Below are 26,077 nucleotides of genomic sequence, written 5' to 3' on the forward strand. Positions count from 1 at the left end.
GCATGATCCACCTCACCCTCATCATCGTCGACTTCCTGACGGGCCTGCTGGCCGCCGGGGCCTGGGCGCTGGCTTCGGCCGGCGGCGCGATCGCGGCCGTGGTGGGCGGCGGGGTGCTGGGTCTATCCTTGTTCCGCCGCTGGCGACGGCGAGGCTGACAGCCGCTGCCTGTGCCGGAGGAGACCGGCGATCCCGCCTGCCTCCGGCACATCCACACTGCCTGATCTAGAAGCGGAAGGTCAGGTAGGTGGCGGCATAATAGAGGTCGCGGCCGGGTTTGAACTTTTCCGAGACGTCGCCATAGATGGTGTAGAAGCCCAGCGTCATGAACGGGTTGAGCGCATATTGGCCGGCCGCCGTCGCGCGCTTGCCGAAGAAGCGGCTGTCGCTTTCGTCGCCGCTTCGCAGCACCTGGCCGCCGAGCGAATAGACGCCATCCTTGGTGGAGGTGCGCCACAGGCCCGCCGCCGAGAAATCGAGCTTCAGCTTCGCGGTCGGCTGGATCGACAACTGCGGCTGGATAATCGTCAGGTTATGCGGGCCAAGGTCGCCATTATAGGTGAGCGGCTTGGGGAAGAGCGGCGCATAGGTGCCGATCTTGCCATCATTGGGGTTCTTGTCGCCCGAGCCGACATCGACGCGCAGCGCCAGCTTGGGCTTCCATCCGCCCTGCCAGCCATAGGCGGCCGTGCCGGTGACATAATAAGCGCTGATGTCGAGATCGCCGAACGAGCCCCATTGGCGGATGCCCTCGACATCGATGCTCCAGGCATCGCGCTTGCCGGCATAGCGCAGCGACAGGGTGCGGCGCTGGTCGCGGGCGGCGGCTTCGCTGTCGAAGGCGAGGCTGGCGCGGTCTGACGAGACGAACAGCGCTTCGGCGCGGCCGGTGCGCGGGCCGGTGCCGAAGCTGCGGCCGGCATGAAAGCCGGTCAGGTCATAATCATGGTTGGTTTCGTCATCGAAGGTGCCGAGCTTTTCCAGCACCGCATGACCGGTGAGGAAGCCGCCATCCCATGGTCCCTGGGTCGCCATGACGCGGAGCAGATCGAGCGAGCGACGGGTATTGGCGCCTTCGCGCATGTCGAACACGGTCTGGTTGCCGATGCCGATTTCCTGCCGGCCGAGGCGCGCGACGATCCGACCTTGCCCGACCGGGACATGCGCCTCGACAAAGGCCTGGTTGAAATCGAGCCGGCCTTCCTCGATCGGGGCGACGACGGAATCGAGGCCGGTGCTGGTCGCATGTTCGAGATCGACGAAGGCGCGGAACAGGCCTTCGATCTGGAGGTCGCCCCAGATGCGGCTGCGCTGCTGGAAATTGCCGTCATCATCCTGCGGGCCGCGGCCCCAGCGTTCGCCCAACCGCAGTTCGGGGCGCAGCCGCAGTTCACCGCCCAGCGTGGCATAGGTGTTGCCGACGATCGGCAGATATTTGAGGCGGGTCCACAGATTGGCGTCGCGCACATCGCGGAAGCCGGAATAATCCTCGTCATGGTTGATCGGGCGGAAGGCGGGCTTGGGTGCCTTGGGCTGCTCGCTGGTCTGCGAGGCGGGCAATTGCGCCTCGGCCGGCGCCGCTTCCTTTTGCGCAACGTCGACAGGAGCGGGCGGCGCGGCGGGGGTGGCTTGTGCTGCGGAGGCGGCCAGGACGGGCGCCAGAAGATCGAACATGCATACTCTCCGGGATATGGGTTTTTCTGGTTATGCGGTGGCCCGTTCGGGCCGTTTTGCGATGAGGCTCTGGAGCAGGTGGACGGCGAGGCCGAAGATCAGGCCCCAGAAGGCGGAGCCGAGCCCGGCCAGCGTCATGCCCGATGCGCTGACGGCGAAAGTGACAAGGGCGGCGTCGCGTCCTTGCTCGGCACGCAGCGCGGTGCTGAGCGAATTGGCGACGACCGGAAACAAGGCGAGGCCCGCCAGCGCGGCGATCAGCGTCTTGGGCAGGGTGGCGAACAGTGCCAGCACGGTGGCGGCAAAGGCGCCGAAGACGAGATAGGTGACGCCGCCCGCGATGCCGGCCATGTAGCGGCGGGCGGGATCGGGATGGGCGTCGGGGCCAAGGCAGATGGCGGCGGTGAAGGCGGCGAGGTTCAGGCCATGGCAGCCGAACGGAGCCAGCGCGATCGAGGCGATGGCGCTGGTCGAGACGATCGGCCGGGCGGCGGGCTGGTCGTAACCGGCGGCGCGCAGCACGGCGATGCCGGGCAGGAACTGGCCGGTCAGAGCGACCACCGCCAGCGGCACCGCGATGCTGGCGGTCGCGGCCCAGTCGAAGCGCGGCGTCGTCCAGACCGGCATGGTGAGGTGCGGCGTGCCGATCGATCCCGACAGGCCGCCGCTGAACGCGGTGATCGCGACACCTGTCACCAGCACCGCGACCACGGCGTATCGGGGGGCGATCACACGGCCGGCGAAGAAAGCGGCGATCATCGCGATCAGCATCATCGGCGCGGACGGCACGGCACCAATCATATCGATAACGAAACGAAATAATATGCCGGCCAGCATCGCGGCGGTGATTGCGGCGGGCAGCCGCTGCATCAACCGGTCGAAGGCGCCCGACAGGCCGACCAGCAGCACCGCGAGATTGGCGACGATATAGGCGCCGATCGCGGTCGCGAAATCGGTCTGCGGCAGCATCGTCACCAGCAGCGCCGATCCCGGCGCCGACCAGGCGATGACGATTGGCACGCGCCAGTGCCAACTGAGCGCGATGCCGAGCAGGCCGCTGCCGATCGAGATCGCCCAGATCCAGGAGGCGACGAGGGCCGGTTCGAGGCCCTGCGCCGCCTGGAAGATGATCACCAGCGGGCCGGCATAGGATATGGTGGTGGCGATGATCCCGGCGATGATCGCCGGGATCCAGCCCGTCTGGCTTGCAGTCATGATGGTCCGATCACGCCGCCAGGGCGTAGTTTTCTCGGGCAACCTGCTGGCGACGGCTCAGCATGAAGACCAGGGTGGCCAGCACCGAGACGAGGCCGGGAATGGCGAAGGCGACGAAGTTGAGCGTCATCGGCAGTTGCGCCGCGAGCAGAACGCCGCCCAGCATCGGTCCGACGATCGCGCCGACCCGGCCCATGCCCGATGCCCAGCCGAGGCCGGTCGACCGGACCGACAGGTCGTAGAAGTCGGCGACGCTGGCATAGAGCAATATCTGCGTGCCGGTGGTGCCGGCGCCGGCGACGAAGATCAGCAGATAGAGGATCGGCATCGGTCCGTTGAGGCCGAGCAGGCTGATGCAGATCGCGCCGAGCAGGAAATAGGCGATGACCACCTGGGGCAGGCCGAACCGGTCGGCCAGGCGTCCGCCGGCGATCGCGCCGAACATGCCGCCGAAATTGAGCGCCAGCAGGAAGGACAGGCTAGACCCGAGGCTGTAACCGGCGCTGCGCATCAGCTGTGGCAGCCAGGAGCCGAGCGCATAGACCATGAGCAGGCAGCAGAAGAAGCAGAGCCACATCGACAGCGTGCCGAGCGTGCGATTGTGCTGGAAAAGGCCGGCGATGCTGGTCTTGGCGGCGATACCTTGCGGCTGGAGCAGCGGGCCGTCGAGGCGCTGGCCGGGCGATAGCCGCTGAAGGATGGCGCGGGCCTGTTCCTGGCGCCCCTGCCGGACGAGGAATCCGGCCGATTCCGGCAGGCCGCGTAGGACGAGCGGCAGGAGGACGAGCGGCACGGCAGCGGCAAAGAACATCGCCTGCCAGCCGAACAGCGGCAGCAGCCAGATGCCCAAGCCCGCCGCCGCCATGCCACCCACGGCATAGCCGCTGAACATCAGCGCGACGAGGGTGCTGCGCATCCGCTTTGGCGCATATTCATTGGTCAGCGCCACCGCATTGGGCATCAGCCCGCCACAGCCGAGGCCGGCGAGAAAGCGCAGCGCGCCGAACATGGTCGGCGTCGTGGCGAAGCCGTTGATGAAGGTGGCGACGCTGAACAGCGCGAAGCAGATGGTGATGCAGGTCTTGCGCCCGATCCGGTCGCCCAGCGGACCGAAGAAGAGCGCGCCGGACATCATGCCGAACAAGGCCCAGCTGGCGAGCGACCCGGCCTGCGGGGCGCTAAGTCCCCATTGGTCCATCAACTGTGGAAGGACGACTCCGTAAATGAAGACGTCATAGCCATCGACTATAAGCAGGATGGCACAAGCAATGATGATCTTGAGATGTAGGTTTCCGAACCTGGCTTCGTCGATGTGACGATTTATATCGATACCCTGCATATCGATTCCTCTCCCTTATTGATGGGTATGATTTCGCGGGAAAGTGAAGGACATGCAGGGTGGCGCCAAATACCAATTAAGTCCCGTTGAAATACGCTACGGGTATGGCGGGCGGTTGGGTGGCTTCAAAGCTCCTCGGTCAGGGCGGCCGGCACCTCATAGCCCCATTGCGCATATTGGCGCGCGATCACCGACGCCATCAGCGCCAGTTCGGGCGAACGGTCGCCGGGGCGGTGGCTCATGATGATCGGGGAGGTGGCCGGCTCGACCAGGTCGCGAAAGGCGACATCGTGGCTGCGGGCGCGATGGACCGATTCGGGGACGATCGCCATCCCCTCCTGCGCCGCGACCAGGCCGATGGCGATCTGCAGTTCGCGCGCTTCATGGACGATGCGCGGTTCGATCGCATGGTCGCGGAACAGCGATATGACCTGATCGGCATAGCTGGGGCGTGGCGCGCGTGGATAGATGATCTGCGGCTCTTCGGCGAGGTCGCGGATCGAGATCGGTCCTTCGCCGCGGGCCAGCGGATGGTCCATCGGGAAGGCGGCGACCATCTTCTCATTGCGCAGGATGATTCGACGGACGGCAGGATCCTCGAACCGGATGCGGCCGAAGCCGACATCGATGCGTCCGTCCTTGAGCGCAGCGATCTGTTCCAGGGTGGTGCTTTCCACCATGACCAGTTCGACATTGTCGGCGACCTTGCGAAATTCGCGGATCAGTTCGGGCAGGCGGGCATAGATGGTCGAGGCGACGAAGCCGATCACCAGCCGGCGGCGCTGGCTGGTGGCGGCGGTCTTCACCATCGTCTCGACATCCTCCATCCGCGCCAGCAACTGCAGCGCCTGGGCATGGAGCAGGCGCCCGACATCGGTCAGCCGCAGCGGGCGGCTGGCGCGGTCGAGCAAAGGCGCGCCGACATGCGCCTCCAGTTGCTGGATCGCGCGGGACAATGGCGGCTGGGCAATATGCAGCCGGTCGGCGGCGCGGTTGAAATTGCCTTCGTCGGCCACCGCCACGAAATAGCGCAAGAGGCGCAGGTCCATCACTGACTTATACCTCCAGAGTATGGCCCCTTGACCGCATTGATCTTTGAAACCGGCGCGGACGAGGCATAGCTATCCCATGAAACGTAAGCATTTGGGAGAGTCGCCGCAATGGCTGGATTGAGCCACGCCGATACCTTCATCGTCGATGTACCGACGATCCGCCCGCATGTGCTGGCCATGGCGACCATGCACGCCCAATCGATGGTGATCGTCCGCCTGACCGATGCCGACGGTATCGAGGGGATTGGCGAGGGCACGACCATCGGCGGCCTCAGCTATGGCGAGGAAAGCCCCGAAAGCATCAAGTCGGCGATCGACACCTATATCGTCCCCGTCCTGGAAACCTGCGACCTGGCGCAGGTCGGCGCGACCATGGCCAAGGTCGCCCGCTGCGTGCGCGGCAATCATTTCGCCAAATGCGCGGTTGAAACGGCGCTGCTCGACATGGCGGGCAAGCGGCTGGGCATCGCCGTGTCCGAACTGATCGGCGGTGGCCGGGTGCGCGACAGTCTGCCCGTCGCCTGGACGCTGGCCAGCGGCGACACCGCGCGCGACATTGCCGAGGGCGAGGAGATGCTCGACCGCCGGCGCCACCGCATCTTCAAGCTGAAGATCGGCAAGCGCGAAGTGCGCGACGACGTCGCCCATGTCGGCGCCATCTGCAAGGCGCTGGGCGACCGCGCCAGCGTGCGCGTCGACGTCAACCAGAACTGGTCGGAGGCGCAGGCCAAGATCGGCATGGCCATGCTGCATGATGTCGGCTGCGACCTGGTCGAACAGCCGATCGCCGGCGACGCGATCGCCGCGATGGCGCGCCTGTCGAAGAACCAGCCGGTGCCGCTGATGGCGGACGAGGCATTGAATGGTCCGCGCAGCGCGATGCGGATCGCCTCGGCCCATGCTGCCAGCGTCTTCGCGCTCAAGATCGCCCAGTCGGGCGGCCTGTTCGCAGCGGCTGACGTGGCCGCGATCGGCGCAGCGGCCGGCATCGGCCTTTATGGTGGCACGATGCTGGAGGGCGGTGTCGGCACGGTCGCGTCGGCCCATGTCTTCGCCACCCTGCCGGACCTTGCCTGGGGCACCGAATTGTTCGGTCCGCTGCTCCAGACCGAGGATATTTTGCGCGATCCGCTTGGCTATGCCGACTTCTCGCTGGCCGTGCCGACCGGGCCGGGCCTGGGCATCGCCTTTGACGAGGACAAGCTCGCCTTCTTCCGGCGCGATCGCACGTCGCCGATCCTTCACGCCGTTACCGCAGGAGCCTGAAACCCATGCTGTTCATGGTCGAAATGGACGTCAACATCCCGCTGGATTTCGATGCGGCGGAAGCCGCCAGGATCAAGGCCGCGGAAAAGGCCTATTTCCAGACGCTGCAGGCGGCGGGCACCTGGCGCCATATCTGGCGCAAGGTCGGCCTCTATTCCAACGTCTCGATCTTCGATGTCGAGAGCAATGCCGCCCTGCACGACACGCTGATGGCGCTGCCGCTCTACCCCTTCATGACGATGAAGATCACGCCGCTCTGCCGCCATCCGTCCTCGATCCATGAGGATGATCGCTGATCGTCCGACACAGACCGCAAAGCTTAGGAGAGAAAAATATGGGTACCAGCTTCGTAGAAACACCGGAAATCCAGAACCTGCTCGACCGTGTCGCGGGGCTGGACTGCGACGGTGGCAACGCCCGCATGAAGGGCATCGTTCGTGACCTGATCGAGTCCTGCATGACCGTCATCGCCCGCTATGATGTCAGCGAGGATGAGGTGTGGAATGCCGTCAACTTCCTGCAGGGCGCGGCGGGTGCTGGCGAACTGGGCCTGTTGATGCCGGGCGTCGGCCTCGAACATTTCATCGATCTCTACATGGACGCCAAGGATGCCGAGGCCGGCAAGTCGGGCGGCACCCCGCGCACGATCGAAGGGCCGCTCTATGTCGAGGGCGCGCCGATCGTCGAGAGCGGCGCCTATCTGACCGACGATGCCGACGATACCGACACGCTCTACATGACCGGCCGCATCATCGGCCCCGATGGCGAGGCGGTGACCGACGGGCTGGTCCATGTCTGGCATGCGGACTCGCACGGCTTCTATTCGCATTTCGACCCGACCCACGCGCAGACGCCGTTCAACAATCGCCGTCGCCTCAAGATCGCGGCCGATGGCACCTATGCCTTCTCGTCGAAGATGCCGAACGGCTATTCGGTGCCGCCGGGCGGCGCGTCCGACACGCTGATGAAGGCGCTCGGCCGGCACGGCAATCGCCCCGCCCATGTGCATTTCTTCATCGAGGCGCCGGGCTATCGCCGCCTGACGACGCAGATCAACTTTGGCGATGATCCGTTCGCTGCCGACGATTTCGCCTTCGGTACCCGTGAAGGGCTGCTGCCGGTGCCCAACCGCCAGGGCGACAGCGCCCATATCGCCTTCGATTTCCATCTGCAGCGCGCGGACGATGAGGGCGACGAGGCCTTTTCGACCCGCAAGCGCCTGGTGGTGGATGCCGTCGAACCGGTCACAGAGCCGGCCTGAGAGGAGAGAGGATCATGACCAGCCCCATGGCTTTCCTGCGCGACCGTGTTGAAACTGCGGTCGTGGACGATCCGGAAACCGGCATCTTCCGCTGCCGCCGCGACGTCTTCACGGACCCGGAACTGTTCGATCTGGAGATGAAATATATCTTCGAGAGCAACTGGGTCTATCTGGCCCATGAGAGCCAGGTCGAGAAGAAGAACGATTATTTCACCACCTGGATCGGCCATACGCCGGTGATCCTGACGCGGGCCAAGGATGGCGGCCTCAATTGCGTGGTCAATGCCTGCGCTCATCGCGGCGCCAAGCTGTGCCGCCGCAAGCGTGGCAACCAGCCCTTGTTCGTCTGTCCCTTCCATGGCTGGAGCTTCAAGACCGACGGCAAGCTGCTGCGCGCCAAGGATGCCAGCACCGGCGCCTATCCTGACAGTTTCGACCATGAAGGGTCGCACGACCTGACCAAGGTGCGGGTCGAAAGCTATCGCGGCTTCATCTTCGGGTCGCTCAATCATGATGTCCTGCCGCTGGAGGATCATCTGGGCGAGGCCAAGGTCATCATCGACCAGATGGTCGACCAGGCGCCCGAGGGCCTGGAAGTGCTGACCGGCAATTCCACCTACACCTTCCATGGCAACTGGAAGATGCAGATGGAAAATGGCTGCGACGGCTATCATGTCAGTTCGGTTCATGAAAATTACCAGTCGACCATGGGCCGCCGCGCCGAGGGCGGGACCAAGGCGGTCGACGCCAATGGCTGGTCGAAGGCACCGGCAAGCGGCGTCTATGGCTTCGAACATGGCCATATTCTGCTCTGGACACAGGTGCTGAACCCCGAAGTCCGGCCGGTCTGGAACTATAAGGACCAACTGGTCGAGCGACTGGGCGAGGACAAGGCGCGCTTCATCCTGGAGCAGACGCGCAATCTGGCGCTCTATCCCAATGTCTTCCTGATGGACCAGTTTTCGACCCAGATCCGCGTCGTTCGCCCGATCGACGTGCATACGACCGAGGTCACCATCTATTGCTACGCCCCCAAGGGCGAGAGCGCGGAAGACCGGGCGCATCGCATCCGCCAATATGAGGATTTCTTCAACGTCACCGGCATGGGCACGCCCGACGATCTGGAGGAATTCCGCAGTTGCCAATCGGCCTATGAAGGCGCGGGCGAATTGTGGAATGACTTGAGCCGTGGCGCGACCCGCTGGATCGCCGGGCCGGACAGCAATGCCACCGCCATGGGCATGTACCCGCTGCTGTCGAGCGAGCGCAGCGAGGATGAAGGGCTGTTCGTGCGCCAGCATGAATTCTGGGCGCAGATCATGCTCGACGGCATGGCTCGCGAAGCCGGTGCGCCGATGATGGAGGCCGCAGAATGACACTGGTGCTCGACACGGAGCGCGCGGCGCTCTCCTATCAGGACATCTGCGCCTTTCTCTATCGCGAGGCACGGCTGCTCGACGATCGCGAACTGGACGCATGGCTCGAATGCTATTCGGAACAGTGCGAATATTGGATGCCGGCCTGGACCGACGATGATGCGCTGACCACCGATCCGCACAGCGAAATTTCGCTCATCTATTATGGCAACCGCAAGGGGCTGGAGGATCGCGTATATCGCTTGAAGACCGAACGGTCGTCGGCGAGCACGCCGGAGGCGCGCACCTCGCACTTCCTGGCGAATGTCGAGGTGCTGGAGACGCGGAGCGATGCGATCGACCTGCGCTACAACTGGCACACGATGAGCCATCGCTACCAGAAGACGCAGCAGTTTTTCGGAACCAGCTTCGTCACGCTGGACATCAGCGGCGCGGCGCCGAAGATCCTGAAGAAGACGATCGTCCTCAAGGACGACTATATTCATCAGGTCATCGACGTCTATCATATCTGAGGGGCGGGCGATGATCTTCCAGGGACGCTTTGCCGGCAAGGTGATGGTCGTGACCGGCGCGGCGCAGGGCATCGGCGCCGGTGTCGCCACCCGTGCCGCGGCGGAGGGCGCCAGCCTCGTGCTGGTCGACCGGGCGGACTTCGTGACCGATGTCGAGCAGGCGATCGTGGCGGCGGGCGGCAAGGCGATTTCCGTCACTTGCGACCTTGAGACCTATGCAGGTGCGGCGCAGGCGATGGCGGCGGCGATCGCGGCATTCGGGCGCATCGACATCCTCATCAACAATGTCGGCGGCGCAATCCGCATGCGGCCCTATGCGCAGTTCGAGCCGGATCAGATCGACGCGGAAATCCGTCGCTCGCTGATGCCGACTCTCTATTGCTGCCATGCGGTTCTGCCCGCGATGCTGGAGCAGGGTGCGGGGACGATCGTCAACCTGTCGTCCAACGCCACGCGCGGCATCCGCCGCGTGCCCTATTCGGCGGCGAAGGGCGGGATCAATGGTCTGACCCAGGCACTAGCGATGGAATATGCGGAGGCAGGCATCCGTGTCGTCGCAACCGCGCCCGGCGGCACCAGCGCGCCGCCGCGCCGCGTGCCGCGCAATGCCGAGGGCGACAACGCGCAGGAGCAGGCTTGGATGGCCGAGGCGGTGGAGCAGGTGACATCGTCGGCCTTCATGAAGCGCTACGGCACGCTGGACGAACAGATCGCCCCCATCCTTTTCCTCGCCTCCGACGAGGCCAGCTATGTGACCGGATCGGTCCTGCCCGTTGCGGGCGGCGATATCGGCTGAAGGGACTGAAGACATGCAGAAAATCTACGACAGCCCGGCGCAGGCCCTTGATGGCCTGTTGTTCGACGGGATGACGATCATGTCGGGCGGCTTCGGCCTGTCGGGCAACCCCGAAAGCCTGATCCCGGAAATCCGCGCGAGCGGCGTGAAGGATCTGACCGTTATTTCCAACAATGCCGGCGCCGACGGCTTTGGCCTGTGGATGCTGCTGGAAAGCCGGCAGGTCCGCAAGATGATCTCGTCCTATGTGGGCGAGAACAAGCTGTTCGAAAGCCAGTATCTGTCGGGCGAACTGGAGTTGGAACTGAACCCGCAGGGGACGCTGGCCGAGCGTATCCGCGCCGGCGGCGCCGGCATCCCCGCCTTCTATACCAAGACCGGCGTCGGCACGGTGGTGGCCGAGGGCAAGCCGGTCGAGAATTTCGAGGGCGAGGATTATGTCCGCGAAACCTGGTTGCGCGCGGACCTGTCGATCATCAAGGCCTGGCGCGCAGACCCCGCGGGCAACCTGATGTTCCGCAAGACCGCGCGCAACTTCAACCCGAACATGGCGACCGCCGGCAAGGTGACCGTGGTGGAGGTCGAGGAAATCGTGCCCGAGGGCAGCTTCGACCCCGACTGCATCCATACGCCCGGCATCTATGTCGATCGCATCGTCCTCTCCACCATCAACGAGAAGCGGATCGAAAAGTTGACCGTCCGCGAAAGGGAGGCCGCATAATGGGCTGGACCCGCGACGAGATGGCGGCGCGCGCCGCGAAGGAACTGCGCGACGGCTATTATGTGAACTTGGGGATAGGCATCCCGACTCTGGTGGCGAACCATGTGCCCGAAGGCGTCAACGTGACGCTGCAATCCGAAAACGGCATGCTCGGCATCGGGCCCTTTCCGTTTGCGGACGAGGCGGACCCGGACCTGATCAACGCCGGCAAGCAGACGATCACCGCGCTGCCGACCAGCAGCTTCTTCTCCTCGGCGGACAGTTTCGCGATGATCCGGGGCGGCCATATCGACATGGCGGTGCTGGGCGCAATGGAGGTGGCCGCCAATGGCGACCTCGCCAACTGGACCATTCCCGGCAAGATGGTGAAGGGAATGGGCGGGGCGATGGACCTGGTCGCGGGCGTCAAGCGCGTGGTCGTGGTAATGGACCATGTGTCGAAAAATGGCAGCCCAAAGATCCTGTCGACCTGCACCCTGCCGCTCACCGGCAAGGCAGTGGTCGATCTCATCATCACCGACCTCGCCGTGATCGCCGTCGATCGTGCGAAGGGCGGCCTCACCCTTGTCGAACTGGCGCCGGGCGTGACCGAAGCCGAAGTGATCGAGAAGACCGGCGCGCCGCTGGCGATCCTCGAAAACGCCTGAAATAGGAACAAAACCGTGCCCAATCTGATCGTCGTCAACCGTGCGGGGGACGAAACGAGCATCGATGCCCGTGAGGGCGTGTCCGTGATGGAAGCCATTCGCGACAATGGCTTTGACGAACTGCTGGCCCTGTGCGGCGGCTGCTGTTCCTGCGCGACCTGTCATGTCTTCGTCGATGAGGCATGGACCGATGCGGTCGGCGCGGCCAGCGGCGACGAGGATGATCTGCTCGATTCCTCCGACCATCGCGGTGATCGGTCTCGCCTGTCCTGCCAGATCATGATGACGGCCGCGCTCGACGGACTGCGCGTCGCCATCGCGCCGGAGGATTGAGCATGGCCTTTATCCAGCGTCCCGGCGCGAACCTCTACTGGAAGCGCGATGGACGGGATGACGCGCCCGCGCTGCTACTGCTGAACAGCATCGGCACCGACATGGATTTGTGGGACGGCGTGCTGCCCCATCTGCGCGATCGCTTTGCCCTGTTGCGGATCGATGCGCGCGGCCATGGCGCGTCGATCGCCGAGCCGGGTGATTATGCACTCGCCATGCTGGCCGACGATGTGCTGGCGGCGGCCGACGCGGCCGGCTTCGATCGTTTCTCTGTGGCAGGCGTCTCGCTGGGCGGCATGATCGGCATGGAACTGGCGCTGCGCGCGCCGGAGCGGGTCGAGAAGCTCCTGCCGATCTGCACCTCCGCGACGATGGGCAGCGCGTCATGGAACGACCGTATCGCCAAGGTGCGGGGCGAGGGGATGGCCGCCATCGCCGATCTTGCCATGGGTCGTTTCCTGTCCGACGCCGCCGAGCCGGCCCTCTATGAGGCGGTGCGCCGTCAACTGCTGACGATGGACGCGCAGGGCTATGCCGGTTGCGGCGCGGCGATCCGCGACATGGACCTGGCCGACCGGATCGGCGGCATCGCCTGTCCGACCCTGGTCGTGACCGGCACCCGCGACACATCGACACCCTATGCGGGGCATGGCGAACATCTGATCGCCCGCATCCCCGGCGCGGCGCATGTGGCGCTGGAAGCCGCGCATCTGGCCCCGCTCGAAGCGCCCGAGGCGCTGGCGGGCGCCATCACCTCTTTCCTGGAAAGCTGAGACATATGGCACAGGCCTTCATCTGCGATGCCGTCCGCACCCCGATCGGCAAGCTCAACGGATCGCTGGCGACCATTCGCGCCGACGATCTGGCGGCGCTGCCGCTCAAGGCGCTGATGGCGCGCAATGCACAGGCCGACTGGTCGGCGCTGGACGATGTAATCCTGGGCTGCGCCAATCAGGCGGGCGAGGATAATCGCAATGTCGCCCGCATGGCGGTGCTGCTGGCGGGCATGGGTGAGGCCGTGCCGGGCGTGACCGTCAATCGGCTTTGCAGCTCGGGCCTCAACGCGCTCGGCATGGCGGCGCAGGCGATCCGCAGCGGCGACGCCGATTTCCTGATCGCCGGCGGTGCCGAGAGCATGACCCGCGCGCCCTATGTGCTGGGCAAGGCCGGCAGTGCCTTCGGCCGCGACCAGAAGATCGAGGATACGACGCTGGGCTGGCGCTTCGTCAACCCGGCGATGAAGGCGGCCTATGGCGTCGATACCATGCCCCAGACCGGCGAGAATGTCGCCGAACAATGGGGTGTCAGCCGCGAGGAGCAGGATCGCTTTGCCCTGGCCAGCCAGGAAAAGGCGGCACGCGCGCAGGCGAGCGGTCGCTTCGCCGCCGAGATCGTGCCCGTTGCGATCCCGCAGAAGAAGGGTGATCCGATCCTGTTCGAGGCCGACGAGCATCTGCGCGCGACCAGCCTGGAGGCGCTGGCGAAGCTCAAGCCGGTGGTGAAAGCCGACGGCACGGTGACGGCGGGCAATGCGTCGGGCCTCAATGACGGCGCGGCGGCGATGCTGGTCGCGTCGGAAGCGGCGGCGGTGACGCACGGGCTGACGCCGCGCGCTCGGGTGATCGGCATGGCAGCGGCCGGCATCGCGCCCCGGATCATGGGCGCCGGCCCGATCGAGGCGGCGCGCAAGCTGCTCGCCCGCAACGGCATGACCGTCGATCAACTCGACGTGATCGAACTCAATGAAGCCTTTGCCAGCCAGGCGATCGCGACGCTGCGCGACCTGGCCGTCGATCCGTTCGACCCGCGCGTCAATCCCAATGGCGGCGCGATCGCGCTCGGCCATCCGCTCGGCATGTCGGGCGCGCGCATCGCCCTGTCGGCGGTAGAGGAACTGCATCGGACCGGCGGCCGCCATGCGCTGGCCTTCATGTGCATCGGCGTGGGCCAGGGGCTGGCCGTCCTGCTGGAGCGGGTGTGATGACTATGGACCGCGCAGATATCGTCATCGTCGGGGCCGGCCATGGCGGGGCGCAATGCGCGATCGCGCTGCGCCAGAACGGCTTTGCCGGGACCATCATGGTGGTCGGCCGCGAGCCGGAATATCCCTATGAGCGGCCGCCGCTGTCCAAGGATTATTTCGCGCGCGAAAAGGCGTTCGAGCGGCTGCTGATCCGGCCGCCCGCCTTCTGGGCTGAAAAGGATGTAAACTTCCTGCTCGGCACCGAAGTGACGGTGGTCGATCCGGCGGGCAAGCAACTGACGCTCTCGGACGGACGCAGCCTTGGCTATGGCAAGCTCATTTGGGCGACCGGCGGCGATCCGCGCCGCCTGACCTGCGCGGGCGCCGATCTGGCCGGCGTCCATGCGGTGCGGACCCGCGCCGACTGCGACGCGCTGATGGCGGAAATCGATGCCGGCAAGCGCGAGATCGTGGTCATTGGCGGCGGCTATATCGGGCTGGAAGCGGCCGCCGTGCTGAGCAAGATGGGCCTCAAGGTCACTTTGCTGGAAGCGTTGCCAAGAGTGCTGGCGCGGGTGGCAGGCGAGGAGTTGTCCGCCTTCTACCAGCAGGCCCATCGCGACCATGGTGTCGACCTGCGCCTGGATGCCAGGGTCGATTGCCTGGAGGGGGCGGACGGTCAGGTGACGGCGGTGCGGCTGGTGGATGGCGAGCGCATCCCCGCGCAGGCGGTGATCGTGGGCATCGGCATCATCCCGGCGGTCGAGCCGTTGATCCGTGCCGGGGCGAAGGGCGCCAATGGCGTCGATGTCGATGCCGGGTGCCGCACCTCGCTGCCCGATATTTACGCCATTGGCGACTGCGCCGCCTTCGCCTGCGACTTTGCCGGCGGGCAGGTGATGCGGGTGGAATCGGTGCAGAATGCCAATGACATGGCGACCTGCGTGGCGAAGGCGATCTGTGGCGACGAACGGCCCTATCGCGCCTTCCCCTGGTTCTGGTCGAACCAATATGATCTCAAGCTCCAGACCGCCGGGATAAACGCAGGCTTCGACCAGACGGTGATGCGCGGCACGCCCGCCGACGGCGCCTTCTCGATCGTCTATCTCAGGGACGGCAAGGTCATCGCGCTCGACTGCGTGAACAGCGTGAAGGACTATGTGCAGGGTCGCAAGCTCATCGAGAATGACGTGCAGATCGATATCGACCGGCTTTCGGATAGCAGTATCGCGCTCAAGGACACCGTCCGCGCCACACCGGCTGCCGTCGACTAAGTGCAGGCGATCGCCGTGCTTCCATGACGGCGGCGGTCGCTGACGGGCCGATCATGACCATGCCAAGGGCCTAGCCACGGCACCCGATGCGGCTGTGGCCACGCCCTTATCAATCCACGACATAGGGCGAGCCTGACCTGGTTCCGAAGCCCGGTGCAGGTCTCCGCCCGCCCCTATGCGCACGCCGGATTGGTTGCTTCAATCACCTCGCATTCGGTTTGTGCGCCCGATAATATCGGCCCGGCCACAACTTCGCTTTGCAGAAGGTCCGGCAGCTCGTCTAAAGGCAGGCCGTCAGGATCTGAAACACAATGAATTATCGCCACTCCTTCCATGCGGGCAACAGCGCCGATGTCGTCAAGCACAGCCTGTTGATCGCCCTGATACGGGCCTTGCAACACAAGCCGGGCGCGCTCACGCTGATCGACACCCATGCCGGTTGTGGCCTGTACGACCTTGGCGGCGATGCCGCTCAACGCACCGGCGAGGCGACGCAGGGCGTGCTGCGGGCCTTTGCCGACCACAACCCCTTGCTGGACGACTATCGCGCCGCCGTGCGGGCGGTGAATGTGGGGGACGAGCCGCAGCTTTACCCCGGCTCGCCGCGGTTTCTGGCACAGCTTTTGCGCCCGCAGGATGTCCTGATCCTCAACGAGAAGCACCCGGAAGACGCTTACACCCTGCGCGGGGCGATGCGGGGGACCAGCGCTGCCGTGCATGAACGCGACGCCTACGAATTGTGGCTGGCCATGGTACCGCCCCGCACCGCACGCGGCGTGGTGGTGGTCGACCCGCCCTATGAGCAGACGGACGAACGCGCCCGCATCACCGCCACCCTCGCCGCCGCGCAGCGCAAATGGGCGCATGGCGTGACGGTAATCTGGTTTCCGCTGAAAGACTACGCCACGCATGCGCGATGGAAGGCGCAGTTGCGCAAGCTCGGCATCCCGAAATTTCTGTGCGTCGAACATTGGCTATATGATAGCGAGCAACCCGGCATCTATAACGGTGCGGGCCTTTTGATCGTCAATCCGCCCTACGCTTTCACGCAGGCATTACCGCCCATGTTGGAGGCCTTTCGCGCGGCGTTGGCACCCGAAGGGCATCGGGGCGAGATTTTCGCCGATTGGTTGAGCGACTAGGATAAGCCGAAGCCCACTCTTCCTCCAGAGCGAGCATTGCCGCGCTCCAGATTGCAGGCAGACTGGATCAGGCTGATCGCTGAAACACGAAGTTCGCCGATCATATCGCCAAAGCCGCAGCCCGCAGGCATAAGGAGGCGGAAGAGATGATGCGCCTCCAACAGCCCATCCCTTTCCTGAAATTGTGCAGCGCACAACCGCGCTTGGTTGAGCATTCCGACACCTCATCCGCTCCGCATTCCGCTAATGGAGCCGGCATGGGTGCTGCCGCGATCGCCAAGACCATGGGGATCGGTCGGGCATCGGTCTATCCGGCACTGGCTGACTGATCGGCATCCTCCGGGACCCCGTCTTCACCGCCGACGGTCGTTACCAGCATCAGGCCGGGATCATCTCGCCCGATCGTCGACCCGACATCGTCAGGCCACATCGTCATCCGCCGACCATCACCGCCCATGCTCTGGGCGACCGTCAGCGACATCATGGAGATCAGCATATGGCATCACGTTCGAAGCCGAAGGCAACGTCGGCCACCCATGCTGCTGCCCATGATCAGGGGGAGAGCGTCGCCGGGATCATCGAACATATCGATGGTAACGCCGGGGACGATGGCGAGGAAATGATGGCCGAGGACGCTGGTTCACCGCAGCCCTCCAGAACCACCCGACAGACCCCCGCCACCCGCTCCACCTGTCTCCCATCGCCTTGATCTCCATCGTGACGCTCGATCCTCCGGCGTGATGATATCCCGCGCGATCACAGCAGTGACGATCGGTGGAGAACGGTTCGAATCCCGGTGCGGAAGTCGAACTACTGCTCCACTTCAACGCTACAACCTGCTACGTTCAACCCTCGAAAAGGCACGCAATATCAGCATGTTTGACGCGAAGAACGGCTTCCCTCCCTCTCCGCCACGACTTCCTAAGTGATTGTCGTTGCTTGACCTTCTGACAGAGCGTCGCTTTTCACCACCCCAGTGCGACAAAGTGGTGCGATTTCAGCTATGACATCTCACCAATTGCATCATCGGCAAGGCAATCATCACTCCCATCAGGTCGTAGGCCGTTTGCGGTGAAGAGGTTTTCCTCTGTCTCCGGCAAGGCCAATTCCCATGTGCTAACCACATCCATGCCTAACCGCCGCGCGAAGGCAACGAGCGCCTTGTCATCAGCATAAATTCGCGTGGCATTGTTCGTTCGAGCGATGGCGATGATCTGACGGTCAACCTTTACCTTCTGCCATGCATCCGTCGAACCTCCGCGCTTATCGCCCGCCCGAATTGCCTCGCCCGTCATGATCGCTGTTTCGATAGCCGCACGCTGGTCAAATGGCCTGACCCTGACGCGTGACAGGCGCTCCAATTCTGCCACAATCGCAGATGCCCCGGCCTCCGCCCGCACCAAAACCTCTGCTAATACCGGCGTGGGAATAATCAGCGTCCCGTTGGCACCCAACTCCGATATCATGCGTTCGATGCGATCCCGCGCTTGGACGACCGGCCTGCCAGTGTTCGGATCATCAGGCGGGTTGGCGGAGGGATTTACCAGCAAGCACAGTGCTGTGCTATCGACCACAATGATCACTGATCGCCATCTCCTTGATCCTGAAGTCGCGAAATATCGTGATATGCTTCAGCATCCATCAGGCGATTGTCACGAACACCTCGAACAGCGGCCAGCGCCTCGGCAATTGGACGATTATCGAGCACTTCAAAACGATCCACTCGAAAATCCAGCATTTTCCAGACACCATCCAACTGACGCTCAAAGCGACCATTCCCATGCAGCCGCACCATGGGACCATAAAGAAGGGGCGCAAGTTCTCGTGCCACTTCCCTCTTCATTTGGATGTTCGTGTGGAAAGCGTCGCCGTCCTGAAGGACAGCGTGAGCGCTTGGATCACGCCCCCCGATGCTCACAATCTGCCCGTCGATAGTGGTATCTTCACGGAACGGCGGGAAAACCATTGGCTTTGGCCTATTCCGTCCTTCAAACGGGATAACTACCCGGCCCGAAGACACCTCGCAAAGCGTTGCAACAGCATTGTCATTGACAAGAAGCTGCTCGATTGCCTTTTGAGCGTTCAGCGCCTCCTTCGGCGCATTTCCAACAAGAACCCCATTGAGCCGTGTCTCAACCTTCGGCGCATCCACGGCATCAACGCGATGGACAAGCTTTGCGCTGCCCTCCTCCAGCCTGACGAAATGAGTATGCTCTGCGTGGCCCAGTAGTCGTGCAAGCGCGCCAAGATACTCTGCCAACCGCGCCATAGGCATGGTGTCAGGCGTAAAAGCGTCAATCCTGAGGACATACTCAACCGGCGTCACGGCTGCCACCTCTCTCACTCACTTGCGGCTGCGCCAATCATTCAAGCGCAGATTAGTCAGCCATTTCCTACAAAGGAAGTGGTTGTCAAAAAATGAGCACTCACCGAGTTAAACCCACTTCAAAGCGCGGAAGCAGTTCAATGCTCCGCAACAACACATCGATCGGCCATTCCCCATAGGATTCTCCAACGCTGCGCGGTGCGTGCCCTTGAAGGGCATCACGAACCTCCGGTTCTATACCTGCACGGCGAGCGAGCGTTTTGAACAAATGCCGCCAACCGTGGTTCGGCTGCACATTTGGATCATCGACCCCAATCTCACGCACCCACGCCGCCAGCCTCTCCCCGACCTTCTTACTATGGGCATTCCCCGCAGACCCACCGCGACCACGAGCCGGATCGTAGAAAATCGGCCTTTCGCCCGCCCCCTGCGCAATCTTCAACACACCCTGCTCCAACAGATGAGAATGCAACGGCACAATGCGGGCCTGCCCGCTTTTCGTCGTTCCTGCCTCCGGTGTGATACGCATAGCCCAGACACCATCAATTGAAGCAATATCGGTCCCCCGCATCTGAGTGATCTCGCCGACGCGCGCGCCACTGTATGCACATAGCCAAGGTATCCAGCGCCGAGCGAGGGCATGTTCAGCGGCAATCCGCCCCTGATCATGCGAAAGCGATGCCAGCAATATCGTGCGCGCTTCAACCGAGGTGAAGCTGGCCCCCCGTGATCTCACACGCTTTGGGACCCGCACAGACACGCCAGCCGCCGGGTTGGTGTCAAGCTTCCGATTTTCGACGGCCCACGCGAAGACGACCTTAGAAACGGTAAGGTAGACCTCGCGGATAGTGCGCCCACTGACACCTTGATCCGCAAGAGCCTCTTTCCACCGGATGATGTCATCGGCACAGACACGCCCTCCGTCATCATGCCCGAGATGGCCAGTGAGATGCGCGATTACAGGACGCCATCGCTTGATCGTAGAAGGCGCGGGCTGACGCTCGCGCACATAGCCATCGAATAGCTCCATGAGCTTTGACGGTGACGCGCGACGCAAAGATGAACTGACGGGAGCAATTGCGCCGACGAAAGCCAATGGTGGCGGAGGCATCGCATCGAGCCCCCCGAGCCTTGCCCGCTCGATCCGTGTCCGAAACTCATCAATGATCGGCGCAGCGAGACGATTGGCTTCGGATTTCGAAAGCCGCCCAAGGCGCTTCGTCAGACTCGATTTTCCAATCGCTGATCGAAGCTTTTCAGGAACAATAATGCGGACTTCGAATCCGCCGTCACTCGTCCTTCTGACATGCGTCATCAACCGCATTTTGTCGCACCACTTTGTCGCACTGGGGTGGTGAAAAGCGACGCTCTGTCAGAAGGTCAAGCAACGACAATCACTTAGGAAGTCGTGGCGGAGAGGGAGGGATTCGAACATTCCTTACAATCCTTTGTTTTCATTAAATTACTAAAACCGACTTTCTACCAAATGCCCCTTCAAATGCCCCCACTCTTCCAAAGTGAACGAGTGAGTCCGCTTCTGCCGGCTAAAACTGAAGGGACTTCTCGGGCTTCAAGGGCCGTCGAAGGCAATTGAACTGATCGGCAGCAAGTCGGCGGCTCACCCAGTTTGGTCGTTGCCGGCCTACTGACCGACCACCGCGCCTCTGTCGTCAGAGGGCGGATGCATCAGCACTACACCTTATTTGTAGCTGGCCTCTCGCTGGTGACGAACCGCCAGAATCGTAACGGTGTCATCATCGACGCGGTATCGGGCGACGTAGCCGCTATCGCCGAAATCGATCAGCCATTCACGAAACTGTTCGGGCAGATCGTCCACTATTCGACCCATGCGTGGAAACGCGCCCAGTGCCTTCACGCCCTGCCTTATCGCCTCGCCCGCGCGGCGGGCGGCGTCCGCATCCTTGGGTTGCAGGAAATCCCGGAACCTCTGAACATCTCGGATAGCTGCCGGCGCGAAAACTACTTGTGGCATTCGGGCGCTGGTAGCTCGTTATCCGTTCCCCAACTCGCCAGCCATTTATCGACTTCATCAGCGGTTGCGTGCAGACCGGTCGCCTTAAATTCGTCCCAAGCTTTCAACGTGTCCTCGCGCAGCGCCTCACGCTTTTCCTCGCGATCAACATATTGCGCGATGGCCTCGCGCATGATCCAATGCGAACTGCGACGGCGCGTTTCGGCCAGGTGCTGAACGCGCCCTTTCAATTCGTCATCGAGTTTGATCGATGTTGCTGTTGCCATGCGGCGCCCTCATGTAGTGAAAGGTAATACCTAGCGCTACTTACCTACGTTCTATCCTGGCGTCCATCCCGATCGATGAAGCGAGCTAACATGGGGTGCGCCTCACGTCGGCGAAACAGTTCGGGGATCCATCTCACCTAGCGATGGGATGGCAAGAGCAATACGGACGTCTACGAGAACAGGGCGTTCACCCCAAAAGAATGTGTCAGATCTCTTCTTTGTCCGCCAGCTGGACGGAGGCAAGAATGTCCAGCATCGCTATGACACGGTCACTCGCGGCTACAACTTTACGAGTCCCCCCGTACGGCATGCATCCGTTGAGGACCGCGGCTGAGGTCGGCTCACAGCCGAATTTGGCATCTTACTTGCCGAGGAAGGCCTCGACGCCTTCTTTGGCGAGGGCATTACGGAATGCGGCGTCGGCATCGTGGTCGGTAGCAAAAAGGTCGTCCCAAACTGTTGAGGTGCCGTGTTCGTTGACGACCTCGAGGGACCAACCGCGCTCGGTGGAGAGCCGCACTATGTTGATGGTCAACCGTACCCCCGCCTGTTCCATAAACCGGCTGAGGGAGGATTCGATTAGTTCAGGTTGCGGACCAAATTCCATGCGGTAATGCTATGGGTTTACGGCTCCAGCTTCAACACTGTCGGCGTCCAGTTCCACAGGAGAGAATCACCGACCCCATTGGGCATCCCTCAGGTCAGTGCTCACCCGAGACTGTTAATCTGTCTAGAACGTCGATCACATCTGCGAGCTTCTGCCTGAGTGCCGATAATTCCATAGTCAGAAGAACGTCGTTTCGTCCCGCTGCCGCCAACAGTGCGCCGAGGACAAAATTAGAATGACGCATCAGGCATAGCAGATGAGGGCCTTGCGGAGCATGGGTGCCAGCGAGCCAATGTTTTACGCTTCGCTCGCTCGCGCCTGTCCATCGAACCGCCGTCTTTACGGCTTGATGGGTCCGTCCCAACTCCTCCACCAAAGCGTGGGATATCATCTGAATGAACGCCTGACTTGCCTCTTCCGGCGGTAAAATATTGCCCGTTTTCGGAAACATCTTTTTTCCCCTTCACGCCTATAGTCTCGGATCGTGAGGACACCGGCATCGGTATCCGACCGGTGGAGCAAAGCTGGCGCGGTAGCCATCTAGTTCCGAAAACAGGGATCCGGCATGTTGGAGAGCTGGTCAGCAGATCTTTCTCAGGAAGCGGCTCCGCCCATTAAGGCTGCGGAATATGTCCGCATGTCCACGGACCACCAGAAATACTCCACAGAAAATCAGGCTGATGCGATTCGCTCCTATGCGCAAAGACGGAACATGGAGATCGTCAGAACATATGCCGATGAAGGGAAGAGTGGACTGAGCATCCATGGCCGAGATGCGCTTCAACAAATCATTGAGGACGTCACGGCTGGAAACCCAGGCTTTTCCGTCATCCTCGTATATGATGTCAGCCGCTGGGGCCGCTTTCAGGACGCAGACGAAAGCGCCTACTATGAGTATATCTGCCGCCGCGCCGGCATCGACGTTCACTATTGTGCCGAGCAGTTTGAAAATGATGGAAGCCCAGTGGCAACCATGGCTAAGGGCTTTAAACGTTGGATGGCCGGTGAGTACAGCCGCGAGCTTTCAACCAAGGTTTTCGTTGGCCAGTGCAGGTTGATCGAGCTTGGCTTCAGACAGGGCGGTCCAGCAGGCTTTGGGCTGCGTCGCACTCTCGTCGACCAAAACGGCGCTGAAAAGGGCGCACTCGCTCGAGGCGAGCATAAAAGTATCCAGACTGACAGGGTCGTCCTTTCCCCCGGCCCAGACCAAGAGGTTGCCGTCGTGCGCCGGATTTACTCGTCCTTCGTGGTGGATCGACTGACTGAGCGCGAGATAGCCGATCAGCTGAACAAATCAGGAATTTGCACAGATATGGGCAAGCCATGGACCAGGGGTACGGTACATCAGATCCTGATCAACGAGAAATATATCGGGAACAATGTTTGGAACCGCGTATCGAACAAGTTGAAGAAAAAACGGGTCCGTAATGATCCGGCGATGTGGATTCGCGCTGAGCGCGCATTTACCCCGATAGTGGATCCTGGACTGCATAACGCTGCCCAGATCATCATTCGAGAGCGATCCGCCCGATTGTCTGACGAAGAGATGCTGGGAGCGCTTACGGGCCTTCTCAAGAGCCATGGGCTACTCTCTGGCATCATCATCGACGAATCGGAGGACCTGCCATCGAGCAGCAGTTACCGCTCCCGCTTCGGCAGCCTACTCAGGGCATATTCGTTGGTGGGCTATCAGCCGATGCGGGACTACCAATATGTGGAAATCAACCGGCAGCTTCGCGCGCTGTATCCCGATGTGATTGATAAAGTCATTGATGGGTTCAATGCCATCGGCGCGGAGATTGAAAAGAGCGACGACGATCTGCTCATGGTCAACGGCCAGTTTTCCATTTCAGTGGTGATCGTCCGCTGCCAGCGCACTCCAGCGGGATCGGCCCGCTGGAAGGTCCGATTCGACACAAGCCTCGCCCCCGACATCACGGTGGCCATCCGAATGGATCCAACGAATCGCGCCGCGTCCGATTACTATATATTTCCGCGCCTTGACCGGCTCGGCTCTGCACTCCGGTTAGCCGAAGAAAATGTGTTCATGCTAGACGCCTATCGCTTCGATTCGCTCGATCTGCTCTTTCGGCTCGGCGAACAATACAGTCTCCTGGAGGCGGCATGATGGTCGAAACAGCGCGCCACACGATTGAATTTATCCCGATCACGGACATTCAGGTGCTCAATCCTCGTACTCGCAGCCGCAAACTTCATCGAGAAATCGTGGAAAATATAGAAGCGGTAGGACTCAAACGCCCCGTGACCGTTAGGCGACAGTCCGGCGATGGCTCCGCTCTTTATAATATCGTATGTGGGGAAGGCAGGCTCGAAGCGTTTAAAATGCTTGGAGCAACGGAAATTCCAGCGGTCGTGATCGATGCTGAAGAAAATGAATGCTTGGTGATGAGCCTTGTGGAGAACATAGCCCGGCGTCAGCACCGCCCGATCGACTTACTGACCGAGATAGGCACGTTGCATCGACGCGGCTACACCGACGCCCAGATTGGTCAGAAGGTCGGCTGCACCGGAAGCTGGGTGAATATGGTCGTCCAGTTGCTCGAGCGCGGCGAAGAAAGGCTGCTTTCGGCAGCAGAGACCGGCCTTATCCCGATCAGCCTGGCTGCAGATATCGCAAGAGCAGAGACGGTAGCGGCTCAGGATTTGCTTCTTGAGGCTTATGAGTCCGGCAAGCTGAAGGGCAAGAAGCTCGCAGTTGTGCGACGCTTGCTTGACGCACGAATGAAGCGGCACCGGACATTTGGGAACCAGAGCCTCGGACGAAAGTCGCCAAGCAAACGCCTTTCGTCGGCTGATCTCATAAGGCTGTACCAATCCGAAGCCGAGAAGCATCGCATCGTTGTCAAAAAGGCGGATTTCACGCAAGCGCGGCTGCTATTTCTTGTCGAAGCACTTCGGGATCTTCTGGCAGACGAAGCGTTTGTCACCCTGCTTAGAGCGGAAGGAATAGCAGTTCTGCCCAAAGTTCTAGCCACGCGGCTCGGAAGGAAGCCGTCACTATGAGCGAGGGCAACCGCGTCAAGATCGCTTTCGAAAGCGAATCGCATATTGTAGCATTGGACCGGCTGATCCCCCTCAAAACGCTCAGGGACGGCCTACGTGAAAGCTCGAAGTATCGGCAGATATTGGGCTCTGTAAAAGCGATCGGCCTCGTCGAGGCGCCTGTTGTAACGCCTGCGCCCACGGCTCCTGGATGTTACTATCTTCTCGACGGCCACCTGCGAATTGAAGCGCTCCGCGACCTCGGGGTCGAGGAGGTCGAATGTCTCGTTTCCACAGATGACGAGGGTTACACATATAACAGGCGGATCAATCGACTGACGCCGGTACAGGAACACGGCATGATCAGGCGCGCTATCGAGCGCGGCGTTCCTGAAACCAAGATCGGGGAAGCTCTCGGTCTAGACGTCGTCTCGATCCAGCGCCGTACACGCATGCTCAATGGCATCAGTCCCGATGTGGTCGATCTGCTCAAAGATATTCAATGCCCCGCTGTCGTGTTTGACTTGTTGAGGCTGATGCTCCCCGCGCGACAGATCGAGGCAGCAGAGCTGATGATCGGGCAAAACAATTTCACAGGTCAGTTCGCCAGGGCTCTTCTTGGAGCCACCCCTGATATGCTCTTGGCAAAATGCCGGAAGAAAGCAGGCACGGCCAATTCTGCTGATCAATTAGCCAAAATGGAGCGCGAGCTTGCAAGATTGCAGATTCAAGTCAAATCAGTTGAAGACACCTACGGGGTGGATAATCTCCATCTGACCGTTGCTCGCGGGTACGTGCGCGCGCTGCTTAACAACGCGCGCATCGTCCGCTGGGTCGATCAGCACCGACCCGAATATCTTACGGAGCTACAGGCCATTGCTGAGGTCGAGGCAATAGCAGCAACTGCTGATGCTGCTGAGTGATTGACGGGTACCCGGACCCAAAAGCGCGGGGACCGCAGGAGACGCCGCACAGTGGGGCGGATCGAGTGCGGCGATGGGGATGGCGGCGATCCCGCTCGGAGCCCATCAGGTCGGCAGCCATAAGCCGACCCGCAATCGGCGGAGGCATGACTCACTTATGCCTCCGCCGCTATTGGTGACGCTGCTCAAGCCGCACCGAAAGGAAAGCATGCGGCTCTTTTGCGGAACCCGCCAGAAATCTAGCCGCCTCCTGCCCGATATCTGCTGCAGATCTTCCTTGCGGGATTGCTTCTAGCAACGGCATCCCCGGCTTTCGTCTTTCCGATCAATGAGCCTCAGCTAGGCGACACTTAGACAAGACGATAAGGCCATGTTTTCGTTTACCAAA

Annotated in this window: 31 protein-coding genes; 18 read left to right on the top strand and 13 right to left on the bottom strand. The window is 62.1% G+C overall.

The annotated features are described in order from the left end of the window. The first annotated feature begins 2 nt into the window (after positions 1-2). Complete coding sequence (locus BRX37_RS26620) at positions 3-158, top strand: hypothetical protein (RefSeq protein ID WP_004210133.1); 156 nt, start codon at positions 3-5, stop codon at positions 156-158. A 67-nt stretch (positions 159-225) separates the two neighbouring features. Here BRX37_RS26620 and BRX37_RS04770 read toward each other — a convergent pair whose 3' ends face one another. From BRX37_RS04770 to BRX37_RS04785, 4 genes are all read right to left on the bottom strand, one after another. Beyond that, complete coding sequence (locus tag BRX37_RS04770; RefSeq protein WP_125985723.1) at positions 226-1,674, bottom strand: alginate export family protein; 1,449 nt, start codon at positions 1,672-1,674, stop codon at positions 226-228. Positions 1,675-1,704: 30 nt separating this feature from the next. Then, positions 1,705-2,889: a benzoate/H(+) symporter BenE family transporter gene (locus BRX37_RS04775; protein WP_125985724.1), complete on the bottom strand. Its 1,185-nt coding sequence runs from the start codon at positions 2,887-2,889 to the stop codon at positions 1,705-1,707. A gap of 10 nt (positions 2,890-2,899) precedes the next feature. Continuing rightward, positions 2,900-4,228: an MFS transporter gene (locus tag BRX37_RS04780; RefSeq protein WP_125985725.1), complete on the bottom strand. Its 1,329-nt coding sequence runs from the start codon at positions 4,226-4,228 to the stop codon at positions 2,900-2,902. A 125-nt stretch (positions 4,229-4,353) separates the two neighbouring features. Then, a complete protein-coding gene (locus BRX37_RS04785; RefSeq protein WP_017499296.1) occupies positions 4,354-5,277 on the bottom strand; it encodes a LysR family transcriptional regulator in 924 nt (307 codons plus the stop codon). 111 nt (positions 5,278-5,388) lie between these two features. On the opposite strand from BRX37_RS04785, the gene BRX37_RS04790 reads away from it, so the two are divergent. The 13 genes from BRX37_RS04790 to BRX37_RS04850 all read left to right on the top strand — a co-directional run bounded on the left by BRX37_RS04790 (position 5,389) and on the right by BRX37_RS04850 (position 16,571). Continuing rightward, the gene (locus BRX37_RS04790; RefSeq protein WP_125985726.1) at positions 5,389-6,546 is read left to right on the top strand and encodes a muconate/chloromuconate family cycloisomerase; all 1,158 of its coding nucleotides are present in this window, start codon (positions 5,389-5,391) and stop codon (positions 6,544-6,546) included. A 5-nt stretch (positions 6,547-6,551) separates the two neighbouring features. Then, a complete protein-coding gene (gene catC / locus BRX37_RS04795; RefSeq protein ID WP_037511893.1) occupies positions 6,552-6,842 on the top strand; it encodes a muconolactone Delta-isomerase in 291 nt (96 codons plus the stop codon). A gap of 38 nt (positions 6,843-6,880) precedes the next feature. Next, the gene (locus BRX37_RS04800) at positions 6,881-7,807 is read left to right on the top strand and encodes a dioxygenase family protein (RefSeq protein ID WP_125985727.1); all 927 of its coding nucleotides are present in this window, start codon (positions 6,881-6,883) and stop codon (positions 7,805-7,807) included. A 26-nt stretch (positions 7,808-7,833) separates the two neighbouring features. Further along, positions 7,834-9,183: an SRPBCC family protein gene (locus BRX37_RS04805; protein ID WP_125985755.1), complete on the top strand. Its 1,350-nt coding sequence runs from the start codon at positions 7,834-7,836 to the stop codon at positions 9,181-9,183. Further along, positions 9,180-9,695: a benzoate 1,2-dioxygenase small subunit gene (gene benB / locus BRX37_RS04810; RefSeq protein ID WP_125985728.1), complete on the top strand. Its 516-nt coding sequence runs from the start codon at positions 9,180-9,182 to the stop codon at positions 9,693-9,695. Before BRX37_RS04805 ends, benB begins: the two co-directional genes overlap by 4 nt. Positions 9,696-9,705: 10 nt before the next feature. Next, positions 9,706-10,491, top strand: coding sequence for a benzoate diol dehydrogenase BenD (gene benD, locus BRX37_RS04815; RefSeq protein WP_125985729.1), 786 nt, complete (start codon positions 9,706-9,708; stop codon positions 10,489-10,491). Between the two features lie 13 nt (positions 10,492-10,504). Next, a complete protein-coding gene (locus tag BRX37_RS04820; protein ID WP_125985730.1) occupies positions 10,505-11,212 on the top strand; it encodes a CoA transferase subunit A in 708 nt (235 codons plus the stop codon). Then, the gene (locus BRX37_RS04825; protein ID WP_125985731.1) at positions 11,212-11,859 is read left to right on the top strand and encodes a 3-oxoacid CoA-transferase subunit B; all 648 of its coding nucleotides are present in this window, start codon (positions 11,212-11,214) and stop codon (positions 11,857-11,859) included. The genes BRX37_RS04820 and BRX37_RS04825 overlap by 1 nt, the downstream gene beginning before the upstream one ends. A gap of 15 nt (positions 11,860-11,874) precedes the next feature. Further along, positions 11,875-12,192 carry a 2Fe-2S iron-sulfur cluster-binding protein gene (locus BRX37_RS04830; RefSeq protein WP_125985732.1) on the top strand — a complete coding sequence of 106 codons (318 nt, stop codon included), beginning with the start codon at positions 11,875-11,877 and terminating at the stop codon, positions 12,190-12,192. 2 nt (positions 12,193-12,194) lie between these two features. Further along, on the top strand, positions 12,195-12,965 hold the full coding sequence (gene pcaD / locus BRX37_RS04835; RefSeq protein ID WP_125985733.1) for a 3-oxoadipate enol-lactonase: 771 nt from the start codon (positions 12,195-12,197) through the stop codon (positions 12,963-12,965). A gap of 5 nt (positions 12,966-12,970) precedes the next feature. After that, the gene (gene pcaF / locus BRX37_RS04840) at positions 12,971-14,173 is read left to right on the top strand and encodes a 3-oxoadipyl-CoA thiolase (protein ID WP_125985734.1); all 1,203 of its coding nucleotides are present in this window, start codon (positions 12,971-12,973) and stop codon (positions 14,171-14,173) included. A 5-nt stretch (positions 14,174-14,178) separates the two neighbouring features. Beyond that, the gene (locus BRX37_RS04845) at positions 14,179-15,429 is read left to right on the top strand and encodes an NAD(P)/FAD-dependent oxidoreductase (RefSeq protein WP_125985756.1); all 1,251 of its coding nucleotides are present in this window, start codon (positions 14,179-14,181) and stop codon (positions 15,427-15,429) included. A 311-nt stretch (positions 15,430-15,740) separates the two neighbouring features. After that, positions 15,741-16,571, top strand: a complete 831-nt coding sequence (locus tag BRX37_RS04850) for a 23S rRNA (adenine(2030)-N(6))-methyltransferase RlmJ (protein ID WP_125985735.1) — start codon at positions 15,741-15,743, stop codon at positions 16,569-16,571. Here BRX37_RS04850 and BRX37_RS26625 read toward each other — a convergent pair. Both BRX37_RS26625 and BRX37_RS04860 read right to left on the bottom strand, forming a co-directional pair. Continuing rightward, positions 16,568-16,786 (bottom strand): hypothetical protein, encoded by a 219-nt coding sequence (locus tag BRX37_RS26625; RefSeq protein ID WP_164522410.1) that lies wholly within the window; start codon positions 16,784-16,786, stop codon positions 16,568-16,570. The genes BRX37_RS04850 and BRX37_RS26625 overlap by 4 nt on opposite strands. Positions 16,787-16,878: 92 nt before the next feature. Further along, positions 16,879-17,055 (bottom strand): hypothetical protein, encoded by a 177-nt coding sequence (locus BRX37_RS04860; protein WP_164522411.1) that lies wholly within the window; start codon positions 17,053-17,055, stop codon positions 16,879-16,881. 12 nt (positions 17,056-17,067) lie between these two features. Here BRX37_RS04860 and BRX37_RS04865 point away from each other — a divergent pair, with 12 nt between their 5' ends. After that, positions 17,068-17,280 (top strand): hypothetical protein, encoded by a 213-nt coding sequence (locus BRX37_RS04865; protein ID WP_125985737.1) that lies wholly within the window; start codon positions 17,068-17,070, stop codon positions 17,278-17,280. 292 nt (positions 17,281-17,572) lie between these two features. Here the strand turns inward: BRX37_RS04865 and BRX37_RS04870 are convergent, their stop codons facing one another. From BRX37_RS04870 to BRX37_RS04900, 7 genes are all read right to left on the bottom strand, one after another. Then, positions 17,573-18,154, bottom strand: a complete 582-nt coding sequence (locus BRX37_RS04870) for a PIN domain-containing protein (RefSeq protein WP_125985738.1) — start codon at positions 18,152-18,154, stop codon at positions 17,573-17,575. Next, positions 18,151-18,906, bottom strand: coding sequence for a hypothetical protein (locus BRX37_RS04875; RefSeq protein WP_125985739.1), 756 nt, complete (start codon positions 18,904-18,906; stop codon positions 18,151-18,153). Before BRX37_RS04875 ends, BRX37_RS04870 begins: the two co-directional genes overlap by 4 nt. A 91-nt stretch (positions 18,907-18,997) precedes the next feature. Then, entirely contained in the window at positions 18,998-20,212 is a 1,215-nt protein-coding gene (locus BRX37_RS04880) for a site-specific integrase (protein ID WP_125985740.1), read from the bottom strand. A gap of 384 nt (positions 20,213-20,596) precedes the next feature. Beyond that, on the bottom strand, positions 20,597-20,890 hold the full coding sequence (locus BRX37_RS04885; protein ID WP_037515735.1) for a type II toxin-antitoxin system RelE/ParE family toxin: 294 nt from the start codon (positions 20,888-20,890) through the stop codon (positions 20,597-20,599). After that, a complete protein-coding gene (locus BRX37_RS04890) occupies positions 20,878-21,156 on the bottom strand; it encodes a CopG family ribbon-helix-helix protein (RefSeq protein WP_037515733.1) in 279 nt (92 codons plus the stop codon). The genes BRX37_RS04885 and BRX37_RS04890 overlap by 13 nt, the downstream gene beginning before the upstream one ends. Before the next feature lie 361 nt (positions 21,157-21,517). Further along, the gene (locus BRX37_RS04895; RefSeq protein WP_069336827.1) at positions 21,518-21,763 is read right to left on the bottom strand and encodes a hypothetical protein; all 246 of its coding nucleotides are present in this window, start codon (positions 21,761-21,763) and stop codon (positions 21,518-21,520) included. Positions 21,764-21,857: 94 nt separating this feature from the next. After that, positions 21,858-22,214, bottom strand: a complete 357-nt coding sequence (locus tag BRX37_RS04900) for a hypothetical protein (protein ID WP_081331667.1) — start codon at positions 22,212-22,214, stop codon at positions 21,858-21,860. Between the two features lie 114 nt (positions 22,215-22,328). Here BRX37_RS04900 and BRX37_RS04905 point away from each other — a divergent pair, with 114 nt between their 5' ends. The 3 genes from BRX37_RS04905 to BRX37_RS04915 are packed head-to-tail and all read left to right on the top strand — an operon-like array spanning position 22,329 to position 25,689. Further along, on the top strand, positions 22,329-23,891 hold the full coding sequence (locus tag BRX37_RS04905) for a recombinase family protein (protein WP_234792210.1): 1,563 nt from the start codon (positions 22,329-22,331) through the stop codon (positions 23,889-23,891). Continuing rightward, positions 23,888-24,787, top strand: a complete 900-nt coding sequence (locus tag BRX37_RS04910) for a plasmid partitioning protein RepB C-terminal domain-containing protein (protein ID WP_318276608.1) — start codon at positions 23,888-23,890, stop codon at positions 24,785-24,787. Before BRX37_RS04905 ends, BRX37_RS04910 begins: the two co-directional genes overlap by 4 nt. Further along, positions 24,784-25,689, top strand: coding sequence for a plasmid partitioning protein RepB C-terminal domain-containing protein (locus tag BRX37_RS04915; protein ID WP_125985741.1), 906 nt, complete (start codon positions 24,784-24,786; stop codon positions 25,687-25,689). The genes BRX37_RS04910 and BRX37_RS04915 overlap by 4 nt, the downstream gene beginning before the upstream one ends. The last annotated feature ends 388 nt before the right edge of the window (positions 25,690-26,077 follow it).

Origin of the sequence: Sphingomonas sp. S-NIH.Pt3_0716 (genome assembly GCF_003950715.1) — a bacterium.
Lineage (GTDB): Bacteria > Pseudomonadota > Alphaproteobacteria > Sphingomonadales > Sphingomonadaceae > Sphingobium > Sphingobium yanoikuyae_A.